This window comes from Tepidibacillus decaturensis, from assembly GCF_001561915.1.
Lineage (GTDB): Bacteria > Bacillota > Bacilli > Tepidibacillales > Tepidibacillaceae > Tepidibacillus_B > Tepidibacillus_B infernus.
Map to the genome: position 1 here is coordinate 657,355 of NZ_LSKU01000001.1, position 21,608 is coordinate 678,962.

General features: G+C 36.4%; 23 protein-coding genes and 1 riboswitch. Of the genes, 22 read left to right on the forward strand and 1 reads right to left on the reverse strand.

The genetic code is table 11. From position 1 onward, the window contains the following. The first annotated feature begins 316 nt into the window (after nucleotides 1-316). The 12 genes from U473_RS03100 (at nucleotide 317) to U473_RS03155 (ending at nucleotide 11,799) form a co-directional block, all read left to right on the forward strand. The gene (locus tag U473_RS03100; protein ID WP_068723238.1) at nucleotides 317-1,162 is read left to right on the forward strand and encodes a YitT family protein; all 846 of its coding nucleotides are present in this window, start codon (nucleotides 317-319) and stop codon (nucleotides 1,160-1,162) included. Between the two features lie 39 nt (nucleotides 1,163-1,201). Then, nucleotides 1,202-3,850, forward strand: coding sequence for an alanine--tRNA ligase (gene alaS, locus U473_RS03105; RefSeq protein WP_068723240.1), 2,649 nt, complete (start codon nucleotides 1,202-1,204; stop codon nucleotides 3,848-3,850). Nucleotides 3,851-3,894: 44 nt separating this feature from the next. Next, on the forward strand, nucleotides 3,895-4,158 hold the full coding sequence (locus U473_RS03110; protein ID WP_068723241.1) for an IreB family regulatory phosphoprotein: 264 nt from the start codon (nucleotides 3,895-3,897) through the stop codon (nucleotides 4,156-4,158). A gap of 60 nt (nucleotides 4,159-4,218) precedes the next feature. Then, the gene (ruvX, locus tag U473_RS03115) at nucleotides 4,219-4,629 is read left to right on the forward strand and encodes a Holliday junction resolvase RuvX (protein ID WP_068723243.1); all 411 of its coding nucleotides are present in this window, start codon (nucleotides 4,219-4,221) and stop codon (nucleotides 4,627-4,629) included. 2 nt (nucleotides 4,630-4,631) lie between these two features. Continuing rightward, nucleotides 4,632-4,913, forward strand: coding sequence for a DUF1292 domain-containing protein (locus U473_RS03120; protein WP_399167585.1), 282 nt, complete (start codon nucleotides 4,632-4,634; stop codon nucleotides 4,911-4,913). A gap of 14 nt (nucleotides 4,914-4,927) precedes the next feature. Beyond that, nucleotides 4,928-5,221, forward strand: a complete 294-nt coding sequence (locus U473_RS03125) for a DUF1292 domain-containing protein (RefSeq protein ID WP_068723245.1) — start codon at nucleotides 4,928-4,930, stop codon at nucleotides 5,219-5,221. Between the two features lie 112 nt (nucleotides 5,222-5,333). Continuing rightward, nucleotides 5,334-6,362, forward strand: a complete 1,029-nt coding sequence (gene mltG / locus U473_RS03130; RefSeq protein WP_235589057.1) for an endolytic transglycosylase MltG — start codon at nucleotides 5,334-5,336, stop codon at nucleotides 6,360-6,362. Between the two features lie 83 nt (nucleotides 6,363-6,445). Further along, a complete protein-coding gene (locus U473_RS03135) occupies nucleotides 6,446-7,081 on the forward strand; it encodes an O-methyltransferase (protein WP_068723247.1) in 636 nt (211 codons plus the stop codon). Nucleotides 7,082-7,095: 14 nt separating this feature from the next. After that, nucleotides 7,096-8,010, forward strand: a complete 915-nt coding sequence (locus U473_RS03140; protein WP_068727421.1) for a peptidase U32 family protein — start codon at nucleotides 7,096-7,098, stop codon at nucleotides 8,008-8,010. Nucleotides 8,011-8,038: 28 nt separating this feature from the next. After that, complete coding sequence (locus tag U473_RS03145) at nucleotides 8,039-9,304, forward strand: peptidase U32 family protein (RefSeq protein WP_068723248.1); 1,266 nt, start codon at nucleotides 8,039-8,041, stop codon at nucleotides 9,302-9,304. A gap of 3 nt (nucleotides 9,305-9,307) precedes the next feature. Further along, entirely contained in the window at nucleotides 9,308-9,946 is a 639-nt protein-coding gene (gene udk / locus U473_RS03150) for a uridine kinase (protein ID WP_068723250.1), read from the forward strand. Nucleotides 9,947-10,023: 77 nt separating this feature from the next. Next, on the forward strand, nucleotides 10,024-11,799 hold the full coding sequence (locus tag U473_RS03155) for a peptidoglycan D,D-transpeptidase FtsI family protein (protein WP_068723252.1): 1,776 nt from the start codon (nucleotides 10,024-10,026) through the stop codon (nucleotides 11,797-11,799). 118 nt (nucleotides 11,800-11,917) lie between these two features. Here U473_RS03155 and U473_RS03160 read toward each other — a convergent pair whose 3' ends face one another. After that, nucleotides 11,918-13,678 (reverse strand): SLC13 family permease, encoded by a 1,761-nt coding sequence (locus U473_RS03160; protein ID WP_068723255.1) that lies wholly within the window; start codon nucleotides 13,676-13,678, stop codon nucleotides 11,918-11,920. Nucleotides 13,679-13,868: 190 nt separating this feature from the next. Here U473_RS03160 and sigK point away from each other — a divergent pair, with 190 nt between their 5' ends. The 10 genes from sigK to yhbY all read left to right on the forward strand — a co-directional run bounded on the left by sigK (nucleotide 13,869) and on the right by yhbY (nucleotide 21,607). Next, complete coding sequence (gene sigK / locus U473_RS03165) at nucleotides 13,869-14,576, forward strand: RNA polymerase sporulation sigma factor SigK (protein WP_068723256.1); 708 nt, start codon at nucleotides 13,869-13,871, stop codon at nucleotides 14,574-14,576. A 232-nt stretch (nucleotides 14,577-14,808) separates the two neighbouring features. Further along, nucleotides 14,809-15,711, forward strand: a complete 903-nt coding sequence (locus tag U473_RS03170) for a DMT family transporter (protein WP_068723258.1) — start codon at nucleotides 14,809-14,811, stop codon at nucleotides 15,709-15,711. Between the two features lie 68 nt (nucleotides 15,712-15,779). After that, a riboswitch (cobalamin riboswitch) is annotated at nucleotides 15,780-15,969 on the forward strand. Nucleotides 15,970-16,139: 170 nt separating this feature from the next. Then, nucleotides 16,140-16,400 (forward strand): hypothetical protein, encoded by a 261-nt coding sequence (locus U473_RS03175; RefSeq protein ID WP_068723260.1) that lies wholly within the window; start codon nucleotides 16,140-16,142, stop codon nucleotides 16,398-16,400. A 2-nt stretch (nucleotides 16,401-16,402) separates the two neighbouring features. Further along, the gene (locus U473_RS03180) at nucleotides 16,403-17,431 is read left to right on the forward strand and encodes a FecCD family ABC transporter permease (protein WP_068727423.1); all 1,029 of its coding nucleotides are present in this window, start codon (nucleotides 16,403-16,405) and stop codon (nucleotides 17,429-17,431) included. After that, a complete protein-coding gene (locus U473_RS03185) occupies nucleotides 17,431-18,207 on the forward strand; it encodes an ABC transporter ATP-binding protein (RefSeq protein ID WP_068723262.1) in 777 nt (258 codons plus the stop codon). The genes U473_RS03180 and U473_RS03185 overlap by 1 nt, the downstream gene beginning before the upstream one ends. Nucleotides 18,208-18,280: 73 nt before the next feature. Then, the gene (locus U473_RS03190; protein WP_068723266.1) at nucleotides 18,281-18,583 is read left to right on the forward strand and encodes an MTH1187 family thiamine-binding protein; all 303 of its coding nucleotides are present in this window, start codon (nucleotides 18,281-18,283) and stop codon (nucleotides 18,581-18,583) included. A 179-nt stretch (nucleotides 18,584-18,762) separates the two neighbouring features. Then, nucleotides 18,763-19,281, forward strand: coding sequence for a YqeG family HAD IIIA-type phosphatase (locus U473_RS03195; RefSeq protein ID WP_068723268.1), 519 nt, complete (start codon nucleotides 18,763-18,765; stop codon nucleotides 19,279-19,281). A 6-nt stretch (nucleotides 19,282-19,287) separates the two neighbouring features. Beyond that, nucleotides 19,288-20,397, forward strand: a complete 1,110-nt coding sequence (gene yqeH, locus U473_RS03200; RefSeq protein WP_068723271.1) for a ribosome biogenesis GTPase YqeH — start codon at nucleotides 19,288-19,290, stop codon at nucleotides 20,395-20,397. A 59-nt stretch (nucleotides 20,398-20,456) separates the two neighbouring features. Continuing rightward, on the forward strand, nucleotides 20,457-21,299 hold the full coding sequence (locus tag U473_RS03205; RefSeq protein ID WP_068727424.1) for a shikimate dehydrogenase: 843 nt from the start codon (nucleotides 20,457-20,459) through the stop codon (nucleotides 21,297-21,299). A gap of 14 nt (nucleotides 21,300-21,313) precedes the next feature. Then, the gene (gene yhbY / locus U473_RS03210; protein ID WP_068723274.1) at nucleotides 21,314-21,607 is read left to right on the forward strand and encodes a ribosome assembly RNA-binding protein YhbY; all 294 of its coding nucleotides are present in this window, start codon (nucleotides 21,314-21,316) and stop codon (nucleotides 21,605-21,607) included. The last annotated feature ends 1 nt before the right edge of the window (nucleotide 21,608 follow it).

Sequence of the window (21,608 nt, forward strand, 5' to 3'; positions counted from 1 at the left end):
CTTAACGGTCGATATAATATTGCCAAAATGAAAAGTTTTGATATCGATGACGGATCCAGTAAATCATAGACCATCTGTAAGAGAGAAGGTTCCTTAGGCTGAAAGAACTTTTAGATGAAGGATGATTGAAAGCTAATCCTGAGATGAACTTCGGGTCATCCCGTTAATGATGGAAAGAGCGACTTATGGTTAAACGATTTTAACGTTTTGCCTAAGTAAGCAGGGTGGTACCGCGTAAGTGAAGACAACACTTTCGTCCCTGATTGGGATGAGGTGTTTTTTTTATGGAAAGAAGTGGAGGCGAACAAGAAGAACGATGCAAGAGAAGAAACATTGGTGGAAAATGATCATTGAAGTGGCTGGGGTGTTGATGGGAACAGCGATTCTGGCGTTTAGCATTAATTCATTAATCGTACCTTCCCATTTAATCTCTGGTGGTGTTACTGGGATTGCAATTTTACTTTACCATTTATTTGGGTGGTCTGTAGGCATTCAAAACGTAGTTTATAATATTCCATTACTGATATTGGGATATAAATTTTTAGGAAAAAAATTTGTTGGGTATACCGCACTTAGTGTTGCCTCTTTAGCTTTTTTCCTGCGTGTGATCCCTGTTCATTATATCTGGACTGATAATATTCTACTCTCTGCTATTTTTGGGGGAATTATTTCCGGAATTGGGATTTCGATCGTTTTAAGACTAGGTGGTTCTACAGGCGGAATCGATATTGTATCTAGGGTAGTTGCAAAATATTTTGCTTTGAATATTGGCCGGATCACATTAGTGATTAATTCACTTATTGTGCTGGCGTCTGGTTACTTTTTTGACCCCCAAATTGCAATGTATACATTGATCTCTATCTATGCAACCTCTAGGACTTATGATGTGTTATTAAACCATGTAGGAAGAATTACTGTTATGATTGTAACCAGTAAAGGGGAACAAGTAGCAGAGGCGATTACAAAGACGATGAAAAGAGGGGTTACTTTTTGGAACGCTAATGGTGCGTATACCCATTCAGATAAACAAGTTCTATTTTGTGTCATCGTTAATGTCCAATGGTCTACTTTAAAAAAGACCATTTTATCTGAAGATGAAAAAGCTTTTATCAGTGTTATTCCAACGCAAAAAATCGTAGGTAATTTTAATCAAGTCTGGTAAACATCAATTATTCACAATATAAAAATGGAGGACTGTTTTATGAAAAAAATGAGTTCACATGAAATTAGACAAAGATTCTTAGATTTTTTTATCTCTAAAGGACATAAGATTGAACCAAGTGCTTCACTTATCCCTTATGATGATCCAAGTTTATTATGGATCAATAGTGGGGTTGCAACGTTAAAACCATACTTTGATGGTCGTAAAACCCCAGAGAATCCAAGAATCACGAATTCACAGAAATCAATCCGTACCAATGATATTGAGAATGTGGGTAAAACGGCTAGACACCATACCTTTTTCGAAATGTTAGGTAATTTTTCGATTGGTGATTATTTTAAAAAGGAAGCCATTCATTGGGCATGGGAGTTTTTGACAGATGAAAAATGGATGGGATTTGACCCAAACAAACTCTCTGTAACCATTCACCCTGAAGATGATGAGGCTTACCAAATCTGGCATCATGAGATAGGTATTCCTGATGAACGTATTGTTCGTCTTGAAGATAATTTCTGGGATATTGGGGAAGGACCTAGTGGACCAAACACGGAAATTTTCTATGACCGTGGTGAGCATTACTGTGATTCATCTGATCCAGAATGCTATCCAGGAGGGGAAAATGAACGTTTTCTCGAGATTTGGAACCTGGTATTTTCTCAATTTAACCATAATCCTGATGGCAGTTATACTCCATTACCAAGAAAGAACATTGATACTGGAATGGGGTTAGAAAGAATGGCTTCTGTAGTGCAAGAGGTAGAAACAAACTTTGATACAGATCTATTTCTTCCCATTATTGAAACAGTTGCAAATCTGGCAGGGGTAACTTACCATAAAGATCGGGAAACAGATGTAGCCCTTAAAGTGATTGCTGATCATATTCGTACGATCGTTTTTGCTATCGGAGATGGTGCTTTACCTTCTAATGAAGGTAGGGGCTACATTATTCGAAGACTTCTTAGGAGAGCAGTTCGCTACGGGAAAACCATTGGAATTGAAAAGCCATTCTTATATTCCATTACTTCACTTGTTGGAGAAATCATGAAACACTATTATCCTGAAGTCTTAGATAAGAAAGAATTTATTGAAAAAGTGATCCGAACTGAGGAAGAGCGTTTCCATGAAACATTGACTGAAGGACTAAGTATATTAGAACAAATGGTTAAAGAAGCCAAAGAACAAGGACGTAAGGTGATTAGTGGAGAAGAAGCATTTAAACTTTATGATACTTACGGTTTTCCACTAGACTTAACAGAAGATTTTGCAGCAGAGCATCAATTAAGTGTGGATCAACAAGGCTTTGAAGTACAAATGGAGCAACAACGTGAACGGGCAAGAGCAGCTAGGCAGGACGTTGATAGTATGCGTGTTCAAGGTGGGGTTTTAGCAGATATTAAGGATAAGAGTGAGTTTGTTGGTTATAATGAATGGGTAGTGAATGATACAATAATAAGTCATCTGCTTGTCCAAGATCAACTTGTGGATTTTGTAACGGAAAACCAAAAAGCTCAAGTGTTACTTACAAAAACTCCTTTTTATGCAGAAAGCGGTGGTCAGATTGCTGATCAAGGTCTGATCAAAGGTAAAAATGGGGAATTGATGAAAGTACTCGATGTAATGAAAGCTCCAAATGGCCAGCACCTTCATCATGTGGAAGTTGTCAAAGGCTCATTTAAAACAGGTGATCAAGTTTTAGCAGAAATTGATCGCGAAGCTAGAAGGAGTATCGTAAAAAACCATACAGCAACTCATTTATTACACCAAGCATTGAAAGATATCCTTGGTGGACATGTGAATCAGGCTGGATCTTTGGTTGCAGCAGATCGTTTGCGTTTTGACTTTTCCCATTTTGGAGCTATTTCTGAGAAAGAATTAGCTGAAGTAGAACAAAAGGTTAATCAACAAATCTGGGCTAACCAAGGTGTAAATGTGATGATTAAACCTATCCAAGAGGCTAAAGAAATGGGGGCTATGGCATTATTTGGTGAAAAATACGGCGAAGTTGTACGTGTTGTCCAAGTAGGGGATTATAGTCTGGAATTATGTGGTGGCTGCCATGTAAACAATTCTGCAGAAATCGGCTTATTTAAAATTATTTCTGAAAGTAGTATTGGGGCAGGCATTAGACGTATTGAAGCAGTGACAGGTAAATACGCATATGAATATTTAAATGGGCAATTAGCCACTTTAAAATCATTAGCAAAAGAGTTAAAATCAACTCTATCTGATGTACCACAAAAAGTAGAAGGGTTACAGCTTACAATTAAAGAACTTCAGAAGGAAAATGAATCTTTAAAAGCAAAACTAAGTCATATTGAAGCCAAAAACCTAGCAGACCGGTTAGAAAACATCGATGGTATTCAATTATTACGGGTCAATGTATGGCCAATGGATATGAAGAGCTTGCGAAATCTCCTTGATGATTTAAGAACAAAAATAGTTTCAGGTATTTTGGTTCTTGCTTCTGTCCAAGATGATAAGGTAAACCTTGTTGGTTCTATAAGTGATGACTTGGTGAAAAAAGGCTTCCATGCAGGTCAATTGATTAAAGAACTAGCAAGTATAGTTGGTGGCGGCGGCGGTGGCCGACCTGACATGGCGCAAGCAGGTGGAAAAGATCCAGAAAAATTACAAGAAGCATTGAATTACGTGACTGAATATATAAAATCGGTTACAATAAAATTATAATAGAAATAGAGATCTATTTTGTAAAATCGAAAGAGGTGTTGTTGATGAACTCGATGGATCATACCATGAAATTTAATGTTAGATCGGATGATGTGGAGATTGAGGCTAGAGAAGTCTTATTTCTCGTTCATGAATCATTGAAAGAAAAAGGGTACAATCCAATTAATCAAATCGTTGGGTACCTATTATCTGGTGACCCTGCCTACATTCCTAGACATAATAATGCAAGGAATCTCATCAGAAAAGTGGAACGGGATGAACTCATCGAGGTATTAGTAAAATCGTACCTAAAGCAACACCATGAATAAGCATATGGGGGATCATGTCCCCCTTTTAAATTTGATCATTTCTAACATTAGAGGTAAAATATGAGAATCATGGGTTTAGATGTTGGCGAAAAAACGATAGGTATTGCTATGAGCGATGAATTAGGTTGGACTGCCCAAGGGGTAGAGGTTCTTCGCCGAACAAGTTTGGAACGAGATATCACCCGTTTGCAACAAATCATTAGCGAATATCAAGTAGAGGAAATTGTGGTAGGACTTCCTAAGAATATGAATGGCAGTTTAGGACCAAGGGCAGAAATGATTAAAGAATTTGCAGAGATTTTACAACAAACTTTTCAATTACCGATTCGTTTTTGGGATGAACGTCTAACGACTGTATCAGCGGAAAGAACTTTAATTGAAGCAGATGTAAGTCGAAAAAAGAGAAAACAAGTGATTGACAAAATGGCAGCTATGCTTATATTACAAGGCTATTTAGATCTTAAGAGGTGAAAATGATGAACAAAGAAGTGGATGATAGAGAGTTTATTTTTATTCCTGATGAGGATGGAAATGAGGAAAAATTCGAGATCCTTTATCAATTTGATGTCGAGGATAAACACTATATCCTAGTCGTTCCTACTGATATCCCAGATGATGAAGAAGAAGCAGAGGTTTATGCTTTTCGCTATGAAGAAAATGGAGAAGATATGACATTGTTTACGATACAGGATGAAGAAGAGTGGGATCTTGTTGAAGAGGTATTTAACACTCTTGACCATGAATTTAATGTATAGCGGAGGCGTATAAGATGAAAAGTGGAAAAGCAAAGGAAGTACATCTATTAAAAGAACAACTTGGTTCTGAAATAACTCTTTATGACGAAAACGACCAAGAACATGTTTTTCAATTACTTTTAGAATTGATCGTGGATAATACTCATTATGCTTTCTTTCAATCCCCAGATGATGAAAAAGGGGATATCGAAGTGCTAAAGGTCGTTAAAGATGAAAATGGTAAGCTTGAACTAGAATATATTGAAGATGATGATGAGTGGGAAGAAGCTGCTGAATTATTTGATGAGTTAACTTTTCACGAAGATTAAAGAAATGAGAGAGGGATATTTTTCCTCTCTCATTGTTTTTTTATCTTAATTATGCTAATTTTATAAGGTTAATAGATGTATGAACGATTGCAAAATGGAGGAGAAACCTGATATGAATAGAAAATGGGGCATTTCAATCGTTGGCTTCGTATTGGTAATTGGCATCTTTTTAATCGGTTACATCAATTCTCAATTACAGCCTGTTCAACCTAACGCTCAAGCTAATCAACGAGTGATCGAGATCCCAAAAGGAAGTCATCCTAACCAAATCGCCAAAATTCTTAAGGAAAATCAGTTAATTAAAAGTGAGTTCTTTTTTAGATGGTATGTAAGGTATACTGGGGAAGCCCCTGGGCTTAAGGCGGGAAAATATGAATTGTCTAATAATATGTCATTAAAGGAAATCGTACAAGCTCTTGTAGAAGGAAATGCTATTCTAGATATTGTTCGTTTCACTGTTCCTGAAGGCTATACCGTTGAGCAGATCGCTGCTAATTTATCAGAACAAGGAATCATCAATAAGGAAAAATTTTTACAATTGGCAAAAATAGGATCTGTAGCAGATGATTTTTTTAAACAGATCCCAAGTAATCCAGATGTCAAATATAAATTAGAGGGATACTTATTTCCAAAAACCTACGAAGTAAAAAAAGGAGCCACAGAAGAAGAAATTATTAAAGTAATGTTGGAGCAATTTAAAAAAGAGTGGAAACCTGAATGGACAACAACGATAAAGAAAAGAAAAATGGATATGGGTCAAATTATCACACTTGCTTCAATTATCGAAAGGGAAGTCGTCGTAGATAAAGAGAGACCTATTGTTGCAGGGGTTCTATACAATCGTTTAAACGATCATTGGAATCTACAAGTTGATGCTACCATTCAATATATTTTAGGCAAACAAAAAGAACGTTTAACTTATAATGACCTGAAGATCGATAACCCATACAACACGTATATCTATCCTGGTTTACCTCCTGGACCAATTAGTAATCCAGGAATAAAATCGATTGAAGCAGCAGTTTCTCCAACCAATAATCCTTATTATTTTTATGTAACCAAAAAAGATAACACAGGTGAACATTATTTTTCCAAGACGTTTGCAGAACACCAAAAAAATGATGCGAGATCAAGAAAATAAAATAAATAAACTTATTCAAATTAACACTATCAATATGTTATTATATAGAACGTAGTGTGAAAAATTAGAGGTGAAAACATCCAATGAGTTTTATAAATGAGGAAGTGGAACAGTACCTGACTCAATTAATGCCGATTGAAGATCCACTCCTTTACAAGATACAACAAGAAGGATTAGCGCAAGAAATCCCGATTATTCAGGTTCCAAGCATCCGTTTAATTCAGCTTTTTCTGCAAATGATTAAACCTAAGACCATTATAGAAGTTGGGACGGCGATTGGTTTTTCTACGATTTGGTTAGCTCAAGCGGCGCCAGATGCAACCATTCACACGATTGAAAGAAAAGCGAGCATGGCGGCCAAGGCTCGAGAGCATTTTCGACAAATGAAGTTAGATAAACAGATTATCCTACATGAGGGAGAAGCCATACAAGTCATACCAACTTTGCCACAGGCAGATTTTATTTTTATCGATGCCGCAAAAGGGAAGTATAAGGAATTTTTCCATTTAACCTTTCCGTTATTAAAGGTGGGGGGAGTTTTTGTTTTTGATAATGTCCTTTTTAGAGGATATGTGGCTGATCCAACAATCGCTGAAACAAAACCAATGTTAAGAAAGATTCGCGACTTTAATGATTTTATTGCTACTTTTCCCAAACTATCCACATCGTTTATTCCCATTGGTGATGGATTGGCAGTATGTTATAAAACGGAGGAATAAATGAGATGCAAACGATCAAAAAACCAGAACTGTTAGTGACCGCAAAGGATCTTGATGAATTGCAACAGTTAATCCAAGCAGGAGCTGATGCTATTAATATAGGTGGAGAAGCCTATGGATTAAGACTTCCTGGGGATTTTTCTTTAGAGATGATCCAACAAGCGGTGGAGATCGCTCATAATCAAAATGTGAAGATCTATGTTTCAATGAACGCTCTTTTTCATAATCAGGCTCTTATAGGTCTAGAGGATTATATAATAAAACTTTCTGAAATAGAAGTAGATGCTATTGTTTTTGGTGATCCTGCTGTACTAATGACTGTAAAAGAGGTGGCACCTGACTTAGCCTTGCATTGGAATACGGAAACCACTTCTACCAGCTATGAAACGGCAAATTATTGGGCAAGCAAGGGGGCTACAAGAGCTATTTTAGCTAGAGAGCTTTCTTTACAAGAAGTGATTGCGATCAAACAACACGTCAATATGGAAGTCCAGGTGCAAATTCATGGGATGACCTGTATCTTCCATTCGAAACGAGAATTGGTATCAAGTTATTTGAATTATACAGGTTCTGAGAAAAAGAAAGATACTTCAAAGGAAAGTAATTTATTTTTAAGAGAGCATAAACGACCTGATGAGCAATATCCAGTGTTCGAGGATCTACATGGTACGCATATCATGAGCTGTGATGATATTTGTATGATTGAACATTTAGGTTTATTTATTGATGGTGGAATCGATAGCTTAAAGATTGAAGGGCTCTTAAAGACAACCGATTATCTAGTTAAAGTAACGGCTCTTTATCGAAAGGCTATTGACGAATATGTAGAAAATAAGTCGACATCCGTATCGATTGAAGAGGTCGAAAAATTACAAACAGATCAAAGACCATTAACTACTGGATTTTATTTCAAAGAGCAGTATTATTAAAATGGTATAGAAAGAGGGGAAACAACAAATGAGTACGATCATGCAACCTCAAATTTCAATAAAAAAACCGGAGCTCCTTGCTCCAGCAGGTAATTTGGAAAAACTTGAATTTGCGGTTCGCTACGGCGCAGATGCCGTATATATTGGTGGACAACAATTTGGTTTAAGAGCAAAAGCCGGAAACTTTACCTTTGAGGATATGGAAAAAGGGGTTAACTTTGCTCATCAACGCGGTGCCAAAGTATTTGTTGCGACAAACATTATTGCTCATAATGATGATTTAAAGGGACTTGAGAGCTATTTAAAAACATTAGAAAATATTGGTATTGATGCGATAATCGTTGCTGACCCATCGATCATACAAACGGCAAAACAAATCGCACCAGGTTTAGAAATACATTTAAGTACTCAGGCTTCGACAACAAACTGGCAATCTGTAAAGTTTTGGAAGGAAGAAGGAATTGCCCGTGTCGTTTTGGCTCGTGAAGTTTCCTTAAAAGAAATTCGCGAAATTAAACAGCATGTAGATGTAGAAATTGAAGCATTTATACATGGTGCGATGTGTATTTCTTATTCGGGACGATGCGTATTGTCCAATCATATGACAAGCCGGGATGCTAACCGTGGGGGATGTGCCCAATCTTGTCGCTGGAAATATGATTTATTTGAAGATGGTATGATGGACAATGATTCGGTGGATAATAAACAGGAAATTCCTTTATTTAATCCAGAAGATGATTCCTACACGATGAGTTCAAAAGACTTATGCATGATCGAATCGATTCCAGATATGATAGAAACTGGTGTAGATTCTCTTAAAATTGAAGGAAGAATGAAAAGTGTCCACTATGTAGCAACAGTGGTGAATGCTTATCGTCAAGCGATTGATGCTTATTTTGAAGATCCACAAAATTATACCTTTAATCCTGCTTGGTTGGACGAAATTGAAAAAGCAAGCCACAGGCCACTTACAAAAGCATTTTATTATACCACCCCAAATCAAGAGGATCAAATTTATGGGAATGAGCCTAAAATGCGAAAATACGATTTTGTTGGTTTGGTTTTAGACTATGACCAAACAACAGGCATAGCAACGATTCAACAAAGAAATAATTTTATGGTAGGTCAAGAAGTAGAGTTCTTTGGTTCGAATACCAAATTTATACAAAAAATTGAACAGATAGAAGATAAAGATGGCAATCTACTAGATGCAGCAAGACATCCACTTCAAATTGTGAAGGTAAAAGTAGATCAGCCCGTTTACCCTTATGATATGATGCGGAAGGAGAATTGATTTATGCAAAGACCCGTTGTAATCGGAGTGGCCGGTGGAACGGGATCAGGAAAGACGACTGTTGCCAGGCGCATTATCAAGAGTTTCCCTGATCAGAAAGTTCTTATGATTGAGCAAGATGCCTATTATAAAGACCAATCTCATTTATCGTTTGAAGAAAGGGTAAAAACCAATTACGATCACCCTTTTGCTTTTGACAATGATTTGTTTATTGAACACATTAACAGATTGCTCAATTATCAACCTATACAAAAACCGATATACGATTTCTCAATTCATAACCGAAAAGCTGAAACTAATCGAGTCCTACCTAAGGATGTGATAATCTTAGAAGGGATTCTGGTATTAGAGGATAAAAGACTAAGAGATTTAATGGATATTAAAATATTTGTTGATACAGATGCTGATGTAAGAATCATTAGAAGAATGGTTAGGGATATTCGTGAACGCGGAAGAACTATCGAATCCGTCATTGACCAATATCTATCTGTCGTCAGACCGATGCATTTACAATTTATTGAGCCGACAAAACGATATGCAGATATCATTATCCCCGAAGGGGGTAAAAATAAAGTTGCGATCGATCTTTTGGTAACCAAAATAAAAACGATTCTTCAAGAAAGAGAAGCCAAGCTCGTGTAGCTAATGGCTTCTTTTCGTTTATCCTCCTGAGAATCTGGCAAAAATGGTAATAATATTGCCAAAAGTGGAGGATAATTATGGCTCACCCCTCAAGAAATAAACGAAGAATGTTTCAAGTTCTCATTTTACTATCTATGTTATGGGTTGCATTACTAGGTAGATTATCTTGGATTCAAATCATTGCAACTCGAGATTTTTCATCACATCATATTGATTTGATCACAAACTCAATACGCCAAAGAAAACAAGAATTTATTTTGTCCAATGGGCGAGGAAACATTTATGATCGGAATCAACAATCTTTATTAGGACAAAAAGAAATCAGGACTGTGATTATTTTTCCTTTTATCAAGCAGGAGATCAATACTGAAAATATCAAAACATTAGCGGACATCCTTAACCTCAATTTAACTTTTCTAACCAACAAAATGAGTAAAATGAAATCACCTAACTATTTGGATATTGATGGAAATCCAATTGAAATCACCTTTGAACAACAAAAGAAAATAGAGGCATTAAATATGCCTGGCATCTTAGCAACGACTTATACCTTTCAAGATGCTGAACAAGTCCTTGCAAAGCATGTCATTGGGTTCTTAGGTCAGGCTCCAAAAGAGATTTTAGAAAATGAAACGTATCAGGACTTTTTGAAACGAGGGATATTAAAAAAAGATAGTTTAATCGGTCGTTCCGGACTACAAAAGTCTTTTCAGGAGTTGTTGATGGGAGTGGGTGAATCAAAGATTGCCTATTTTGTAGACAATCAAAGAAAACCATTAAATGGACTAGCTTCAAAATACCAGATACCAGAAGATCCTTATTACCCTTTATCATTAGTCACAACAATCGATAAAGAGGTTCAATCTTTCGCAGAAAAAGAATTAAGAAAATATGGGATTGAAGATGGAAGTGTTGTCGTGTTAGATGCGAAAAATGCCGACATATTAGCCATGGCAAGTGCACCAGATTTCCAATTAGACCGAGTGAACCCTACATCAACGGATTGGAACAACAAAGCTGTACAAGTCATTGAGCCAGGTTCCATTTTTAAAACCGTTGTAGCGATTGCTGGATTAGAAGAAGGTGTTGTTACACCGCAAGAGAAATTTGCTTATCAAGGCGAATATGATTTTTACCATTTCTCTGTTGACCAAGATTCAGAAGAAATGACTTTTTCTGATGGTTATGCCGATTCGATCAATTTTATTTTCGGAAAGGTAGCAGAATGGTTAGGCCCTGAAAAAATAGAGGAATATGCAGATAAGTTAGGATTGGTTGGGCAAGTTGGTTGGAGAGGCCGTTTTTTTAACAATGAATCCTTTCAACAAATCGATAATGAACAAAAGAATCGGGTATTTCATGAGAATACAAATAAAAAAGATCTTGGCTCCATATTAAGGACAGCTATTGGCCAACAGGATGTAAGAATCTCACCACTAGCTGCGGCTAATTTGGTAGTTACCGTTTTAAACGATGGGGAAGTGTACCAGCCACGATTAGTAGAAAAAGTCGTATATAAAAATGGAGCAGATTATTATCAATTCTCTATTCATAAGAACGAAGAAAAAGTAGGAAGTCCAAGGACTTATGAGGAAATGAGAAAGATGATGGAAAAAGTCGTCGAGGAAGGGACAGGGAAAATTTTAAGACAAGCAAAATGGAAATTGGCAGGTAAATCAGGAACAGCAGAAACAGATAAAACCAAAAATAATCAATGGTTTATCGGTTATGGGCCTGTTGAAAGTCCCAAATACGCGGTCGCGGTAGCAGTAAAAAATGTTTCTACTTCAAAACCATTAGCCAAGCAAGTGTTTATGGGGATTATGGACGATCTAGCCGATTATGAGGATTAAAAATAAAAAGGGCCGTTTTTACGACCCAATTTTTATAGGGAAAGTATAACTTTCTTCCCCATTTTTTATTAATAGAAATACACGGACAACGGAGCGCGTTGGAATATACAAACCTATTCTATTTGGGTTGAAAAACTGCCCAATCAGGTAAAACATTCGGATCAAAATTCCATACGACTGGGATGTAATAATAGGCTAACAAGGTTATAAGAAGAACTCCAAAGATATTTAGCCAAAAACCTGCTTTTGCCATTTGGGGGATTGTAATATATCCTGTTCCAAAAACAATGGCATTTGGTGGAGTCGCCACTGGTAACATAAATGCAAAGCTTGCTGCTACGGCTGCAGTTATTAGGAAACCATATGGATGAGCATGCATTGCCATTGCTAAAGCGGCCATAACTGGCATCATCATGGTTGCTGTTGCGGTATTCGAGGTCATTTCGGTTAAGAAAATCACTAGGGTGGTCACCGCCAACATCAAAACAAGGGCTGGAACATTTTCTAGTGCTTGAAGTTTTAAAGCAATCCATTCAGCTAAACCTGTATCAGCCATCGCATCTGCTAGCGATAGTCCACCACCAAATAGAAGTAAAATCCCCCATGGTACCTTTTTAAAAGCATCAATACTTAATAAAAATTGGTTATTTTTTAAACTGACAGGGATCACGAATAAAAGAATGGCAGCAAACATGGCTATCGTTGTATCGTTAATTTTATCAAACGTATGAATATCTATCGATTTAAACCAATCAATAGCAAACGTTCGAATGATCCAAAGAAAAGCTGTTAATGAGAAAATCACCAAGACTTGTTTTTCCTGCTTTGACATCCTTCCAAGTTTCCGAATTTCGTTATTAATGACTTCAATACCACCAGGTAGAGACTTAATTTGCGTTTTAAAGGCGATCTTCGTTAAATACCACCATGTAAAGAGCAAACTTACCACGGCAATGGGAACCCCAAATACCATCCACTGGCCAAAGGAAATTTGTTTATCATAAGTTTCATTAATAAAAGCGACTAGGACTGTATTAGGCGGTGTACCAATAATCGTTGCCACACCACCAATCGAAGCACTATAAGCAATCCCTAACATCAGTGCAGTTCCTAATGGGAATTTACCCTGTTCAGTGTTAATATTGATCTGCTTTTCTTTAAATAGATCTGCGATTTGATAAATAACCGCTAAACCAATGGGAAGCATCATCATCGATGTAGCTGTATTAGAAATCCACATCGATAGAAAACCAGTAGCTACCATAAATCCTAGAACTAATCCATCTAGATTTTTGCCAAACATTTTAATAACATGTAGAGCAATACGACGGTGTAAATTCCATTGTTCAATAGCAATTGCTAATAAGAATCCGCCTAAATAAAGATAAATGAGATCATTAGCATAAGGAGCAGTAGCAGCCTTGGAACTTACAGCACCTGTTGCCGGAAATAAAAGAATGGGTAATAACGAAGTCAGTGGAATGGGTACTGCTTCTGTAATCCACCAAGTTGCCATCCATAATGCAATGGCAGCTACAGACTTTCCTTCATTAGTAAGGCCTTCTAATGTAGGAAATAATAAAGTAAGTAAAAATAATAGTGGTCCTAAAAATAAACCAATCTTTTGTCTTGTAGAATATTTGTCATGTTGGTCTTCAGGTTCTTGTTCAGAGTAGGAATGCTTTGAACTCGAAGAAGGATATTCTTGTGCTTCAGCAGTTTGCTCAGCAAAAAGAAATATCGAATGAACCTTACTTTCTTTTTGACTCTTTTCTAAGATCATACCATCTGTTGCAAATAAAGGCTTTAAGCGAAGCAATTGTTTCATCTGGTCATGATATTGCCACATCAAACGCCAAACCCTCAAAAAAATACTCATTTTATGTTCCCCCATTTGATTTTTAGTATTTGTATAATTATATTATAATACAAAATATTCTTATTTTTATAGATTTTTCAGAAAAAAACAATATTGTGAAGTATAAAAGTTTTATGGTACAGGCACGGTAACTCTCCTTTGCTGCATATACTATAATAGTTTTCCTTTTCGATGCCTAGGAGGTGACAATGTGTCTGGCTTATTTACCGCACTTGCAATACTGCTTAAAGAGTTAACTTTATTTGTTTCTTATGTTAAAAATAATGCTTTTCCTCAACCACTGAGTGAGAAGGATGAAGAAAACCAAATCACCTTATTACTAAGGGGGGATCAGCAAGCAAGAAACAAATTGATCGAACATAATTTGCGACTGGTGGCCCATGTTGTAAAGAAGTTCGAGAATACTGGAGAGGACACAGAAGATTTAATCTCGATTGGAACGATTGGACTGATTAAAGGTATTGAAAGTTATCAAGCCAATAAAGGCACAAAATTGGCTACATATGCAGCTCGTTGTATTGAAAACGAAATTCTCATGCACCTACGTTCATTAAAGAAAACCAAGAAAGACGTCTCCTTGCATGATCCAATTGGTACGGATAAAGAAGGAAATGAAATTACCCTAATTGATGTACTAGGAACGGAACTGGATGATGTCATTGATGAAGTACAATTAAAAATTGAAAAAAGCAAAATCTATAACTTTCTTCATATTTTGGATGATCGAGAAAAAGAAGTGATCATTGGACGGTTTGGATTGATAGATGGAAACGAACGCACCCAAAGGGAGATCGCCAAAGAACTAGGGATTTCCCGTTCGTATGTTTCAAGAATAGAAAAAAGAGCACTGATGAAGTTATTTAATGAGTTTTATCGAAGTGGAAGGAAGAAGGGGTAGAAGGATAAAAACGGTGAAGAAGTAAAGAAAACATTTGATCGAATCGGTTTTAAATACTTGTAAATTTTTGATCCATGTTCCTTCCTCCTTTTATATACTCTAATATTAGGATACATGAAATTTAACCGTCATGATGTGATTCATCTCACATCCATAATATTCCAGTATTCAAAAATCATAAAAGATGGTGTATTGTATGATCATATATTCTTTCATAGATTGGGGAGAGAAGATGCAACAGATCTACTATTTTTTATTACTACTTACAAGTATGTTATGGGCAGGCAATTTTGTAGCGGGTAAATTTCTAGTTGGCCATGCTTCTTTTTTGACTTTAACTTCCATTCGTTGGTTTATTGCTATCCTATTTCTTTTTCCATTTGTTAGGTTCAAAGAAAAACAGTTACTTCCACCTAGAAAGGCTCTTTTTCTTTTGTTTTTAATGGGAGTGACTGGTGTAGATTTCTTTAATATTTTTATGTTTCTTGCATTGGAAAGAACGAGCGCTGATAATGTAGGGCTGATCTCTGCCTTAAATCCAATCGCGATTGCCATAGCATCTTTTTTCATTCTCAAAGAGAAAATGAGTAGACGCCAAATCTTAGGAATGACTCTTTCATTACTAGGTGTTTTCATTGTCATATCTGAAGGAGAATGGCAAAAACTTTTAAGATTTCATTTCAACACAGGCGATTTATTCATGTTAGCTGCAGTTGGTTCTTGGGGACTTTATTCTGTAGTAGGTAGAAAAGTGATGCATCAGGTTTCACCTTTAATGTCTACTTTATGGGCAGGCATATTTGGAGTTCTTACTTTGTTACCTTTTAATTTGTTCACATTTTATGTGATCGATCCGAATTTTTCTTTTTGGATGGCTACTGCTTATGTTAGTATAGGTGCAACAGTGTTAGGAATGGTCTTTTGGAATATAGGGGTACAAAAGGTTGGAGGGACAAAATCGGGGATGTTTCTTAATTTTAATCCGATCTTTACTGCTTTCTTTGCATACTTTTTCTTAGGTGAACATATTACTTTTGTACAGTTGATTGGAACAGTAACAGTGATTATCGGGGTTTATATTTTTACGTTAAGAGCTAATTCGATTTCTAAACAAGCAACATTGATGAACGAATAAAATACGATTAGAACTAAATTTAAGGACTTGTTCAATGCTTGAAATGATGTATAATAGAACACATAATTGAATAGCATGTATGAATAGGTTCTTTTAAGTCATGACTTAAAAGATGAAAAGGGAAGTTCGGTGAAATCCCGACGCGGTCCCGCCACTGTAAATTGGAAGCATTTCGTGTGATGCCACTGTCATTAAGATGGGAAGGTGCGAAATTGCATTGCCATAAGCCAGGAGACCTGCCTATTCATAGAGGAAGCTTATCCTTCGAGGAAAAGGAAGGCGCCGAGAAAACGTAAATTCTTCATAACGTTTTTCAGCACCATACATACAACCTTTTTTGTCCTTAGGATAAAAAGGGTTTTTTTAATGGTAGGGTACTTTTGTGGATTTTTATTCCTCGACATGCAAAAAAAGAAGGAGAGAAGAGCATGTTGAAAAAAAGTCTTGTCTGGTTGTCAGGATGTGGAATTGCGAATGATGTATCATCAAAGCAACCTGAAGTACAAACTCCAGCCAACTCAGTATCTAGCATCACAAATTATCCTTCAACGATTACTGATGATTCAGGTACACAGACTGAAACTTTATTTGCTCTCGGCATCGTTTTAGGAGCACATCGCATTATTGATGGCCTAGAAAGTATTGTCAATGCATTATATCCAGATTTGCTAGAGTTGGTTATGGTATGAACATGAATAAAAAAATCCTTTTATGGGTTGGAGGGCTTATTCTCCTACTCATGTTTTCCATGATCTTAAGTTTAATGATCGGTTCTGTTTCTGTACCACCCAAATTAACCGTGCGAATACTACTTAATCATCTACCATTTTTAAATTTAGAGCCTAATTGGTCAATTGGCCAAGAATCTATCGTATGGAATTTACGATTACCAAGAGTTTTCTTAAGCCTGTTAGTTGGAGCAATGTTATCTGTTGCTGGAGTTGCATTCCAAGGGGTTTTACGTAACCCTTTAGCAGATCCATATATACTGGGTGTTTCGTCTGGGGCTGCACTAGGAGCAGCAATGACCATATTATTTGGACATCAAATCGGATTCCTTGGTCAATTCAGCCTTCCCCTTTTTGCTTTTATTGGAGCGATTATCTCACTAGGTCTAGTCATTTTATTAACCTCAACTCAGCATATTCGTTCAAATGAGATACTAATTTTAGCAGGGGTTGTTATTCAAGCTTTTTCGGGAGCAATATTAACTTTTTTAATTGCGTTGTCTGGTGAAAAAATGCAATCGATTATCTTTTGGATGATGGGAAGTTTAGCCAACCATGATTGGATAGATGTAAGGATCCTTTTGCCTTATTTTCTAGTTGGTTTATTGTATTTAGGCACGCAATACCGAGAATTAAATATATTGGCTTTAGGTGAACAAGCTGCAACACATTTGGGGATCGAAGTAGAGAAGAAAAAGTTTTATATTTTAACCGTTGCTTCATTACTTGCTGCAGCAGCAGTATCGATTGTTGGTATCATCGGATTTGTTGGTCTGATTATCCCTCATCTTATTCGCTTATTAACTGGACCAAACCATCGGATTTTGCTTCCTATTTCTACTTTAGCAGGGGCGTTGTTTTTATTGTGGGCTGATACTATAGCTAGAACAATTATTCCTTCAAGAGAAATTCCAATCGGTGTAGTTACAGCAATGATCGGTGCACCTTTTTTTGCTTATTTGCTTCGAAAGGGAATAAGGAGAGAACATTAATGAAGATTTTTGAGTTGCAAAGCTTATCTTTTAAATATGGAACAAAGGAAATTTTGTCAGGGATTTCCTTTGAGATAGAACCAGGTGAAAGTTTTGGAATCATTGGGCCTAATGGAAGTGGAAAAAGCACTCTTTTACGAGCGATGAGTGGGCTTTTATCAAAATTTGCTGGCGATATTTTTTTACAGGGTAAATCTATTCAATATTACAGCAAGAAGGAACTTGCAAAAGTTATTGCCTTTGTTGGCCAAGAAGGAACCCCTCCTCTTCCTTTTACTGTACATGAAGTCGTGACCATGGGGAGATATCCTTGGTTAAAACCATTTGCTAATCTCTCTGCTAAAGATGATGAAGTGATCAAAAACGCGCTGATTTTGATGAATCTCTGGGAAAAAAGAAACAGTCTCATTCAAACTTTATCTGGTGGGGAACGGCAATTAGTGGCTTTAGCCCGCGCAATGGTACAGGAACCTAAGATTCTTTTTTTGGACGAACCCACCACTTATTTAGATATTGGTCATCAAGTATTGGTATTGCAACTAGTCAGGAAATGGCAGGAGGAAAAAGGCTTAACCGTGGTCATGGTATTACATGATTTAAATCTGGCGGCACAGTATTGCGATCGGTTATTGCTTATGAAACAGGGAAATATACAAAGAATCGGCACAGTTGTTGAAGTTCTGAGAAAAGAACATATAGAAGAGGTTTATCAAACAAAAACAATTATGGTGAAACATCCAGAACTGGGAATTCCACAGGTTCTGCTACCAAATTAATCATTCTAACAGTTTTAAAATTTTTATAAAATAGATATAAAGGAATCAAAATTAAAGAAAGGGGATGTTCTTAATGGCGATTGTTGAAGTAACGATTACTCCACTAGGTACTGGAACACCAAGTGTTAGTCATTATGTAGCGGAAGTACATAAGGTTTTGGAGCAAGCACCTGAAGCGCTTAAATATCAATTGACTCCTATGAGCACGATTATTGAAGGAGAGCTACAGGATATTTTATCCGTCATTCAAAGAATGCATGAGGTTCCTTTTGAAAAGGGAGCCTTAAGAGTATCTACTTCAATCAAAATCGATGATCGTCGTGATAAAAAAGCATCGATGGAGCAAAAGCTAAAATCTGTTCAAGAAAAACTTTAATTTTCAATAGAAATAAAAGCCTAATCATAGAGGAAGACTACTTTATAAGTAGCCTTCTTTTTTATGATAAAGTTTACATTAACTTATCTTTTCATTTCTAATATTTTTTTTGCAGAAAACAGGATAAATATGGTATAGTTATTTTTCAGATGAAGGGATAAGAAGGAGAATAATCATTCATGTTTTTAGATAAATTCGCTCCCAATTTGCATGTGAAATCGATATATGATATTGATCTACAAGCCTTGAAAAAAGCTGGAATCACCTCGATCATCACTGACTTGGATAACACATTGGTTGAAGCTGATTCACCAGAGTATACGCCAAAGTTAGTGAAATGGCTAGATGACTTACAAGAAATGGGTTTTAAGGTGATGATCGTGTCCAATAATAATAAGACAAGAGTTTCTGAATTTGCCGATCCTTTAACTGTTCCTTATATCTATAAAGCAAGGAAACCGTTTAAAAATGCATTTCATAAAGCATTAGAACTTTTAGGTTCGACCGTGAATGAAACGGTTGTAATTGGTGATCAATTACTAACAGATGTACTTGGTGGCAATCGGATAGGCCTTTATACCATTTTAGTTGTTCCTATCTCCAAAAAGGAAGGATTAGGAACAAAAATCAACCGTTTCTTCGAAAGACGAATCTTAACTTGGATGAAAAAACGGGGAATGATGTCATGGGAGGATTAGCTTAAAATGACGGAGATTAAATATTGCGAAGGTTGTGGAGTGGCCTTACAGACGGAAGACTCAAAAAAGGCGGGCTATATTCCTACCTCTACATTAAATAAAGAACATTTAATTTGCCAAAGGTGTTTTCGTATTAAACATTATAATGAAGTACAACCGATACAAATAGATGAAGATGAATTTCTGCAAATTTTACATAATATAAGCAATACGAAAAGTCTTGTCATTCAAATTGTAGATTTGTTTGATATTGATGGGACTTTTATCCAAGGATTACCTCGTTTTATTGGTCATAATCCTTTTATCATGGTTGCTAATAAAATCGATTTATTTCCTAAGTCTACAAATAGGGACAAGGTCAAAATTTGGTTAAAACAATACGCTAGAGAACATGGGCTTTCTCCAGAAGAGATTTTCCTCATTAGTGCTGAACATAATCTTGGTATATTCGAAGTAGTAGACTTTATTCAATCTTATCGAAAAGATCAGGATGTTTTTGTCGTGGGTGCAACCAATGTGGGTAAGTCATCATTTATAAATCGAGTGATTCATGAATTACAAGATGAAACACAAGTGGAACTTACCACTTCAAGATTTCCAGGCACTACTCTTAACGAGATACGTCTTCCATTAGAAGATGGTCATTACCTAATTGATACGCCAGGAGTAGTAAACCGTGATCGTTTGAGTGAATGGGTCTCTCCACATACATTAAAAGTAATTTCACCTAAAAAAACCGTGAAACCTAAGGTTTATCAATTAAATGGTCAGCAAACTCTATTTTGGGGTGGATTGGCTCGAATCGATCAAAATGGGGATTCAACTAATACTTTTGTTTGTTATATTTCTAATGAGCTGCCTATTCATCGAACAAAAAGGAGTCAGGCAGAAGAGATTTATCAGAAACATCTAGGAGAACTACTTAGCCCTCCTACAAAGGAAGAGATTGGAGCTTTACCAAATTTGATGAAACATTCCTTTAAAGTTTCTGGAAAAGAAAAAATGGACATTGTGATCTCAGGTTTGGGATGGATAAGTGTTGGAGGAGAATCGACCAATGTAGATGTTTTTGTGCCGAAGGGAATAGGGGTACACATTCGTAAAGCATTGATCTAATCTTTATATTTTATAGGTAAATGAAACTTTAAAGGAAGTATTTTTTGGGAGAGTTTGATATGGTAAATAGTGAAACAGGGATCATCGGGTTAATTGGTCATCCAGTCGCCCATTCCAAATCCCCACAAATGCATAATGCCAGTTTAAGGAATTTAGGTTTGAATGATATCTATTTAGCATTTGATGTAAAACCAGAGAATTTAAAAGATGCCATTCAAGGAATGAGAGCCTTATATTTTAAGGGATGCAACGTAACGATTCCCCATAAAGTAAATGTAATTCCTTTTTTGGATGAAATATCTGAAGAGGCAGCAAGAATTGGCGCAGTCAATACCATCGTTAACAAAGATGGAAAACTGATTGGCTACAATACAGATGGAGAAGGATATCTTCGATCACTAAAAGAAGAAACGGGATTTCAACTTCATGGGAAACGGATCATGATTTTGGGGGCTGGGGGTGCTTCTAGGGCGATTAGTTATACCTTATCTCATCAACCAATTGAGGGGATAGTTCTAGTTAATCGTGATCTGAATAAGGCAAACGCATTATTAAACGAGCTAAAGCAGACTGATTTTCATAAAGCGATTACATATCATGAGCTTCCATATGAAATGGAACAAGTAGATCTTATCATCAATACGACATCGATAGGGATGTATCCCAATATAAAGGAAACACTTATAAAAAAAGAATGGATTCAACCTCATCATTTAGTTAGTGATATTGTTTATAATCCTCTTGAAACCAAGTTATTGCAAGATGCCAAGGCTCAAGGAGCAAAGATTCATTCTGGTTTAGGAATGTTTATTTATCAAGGCGTGATTGCCTTTGAAAAATGGACCGGAATCACTCCAGATACAAATATTATGAGACGTGTAGTATTAGATTCTATCGTTTAGGAAGGAAGAAAAACATGTTAACAGGAAAACAAAAAAGATATTTACGTTCACTTGCACACCATCTTGATCCTATTTTTCAAGTAGGTAAAGGTGGGGTTAATGAAAACATGGTGAAACAAATCAATGAGGCTTTAGAAGCAAGAGAACTGATTAAAGTTTCTGTATTAAAAAATAGCCTAGAGGATGCTGATGAAGCAGCAGCTGCCATTGTAGAAGGTACCAATGCAGAATTGGTTCAGATTATTGGCCATACGATCGTGTTATATAAGGAATCAAAGGAAAATAAAGAAATTGAATTACCGAGGTAAT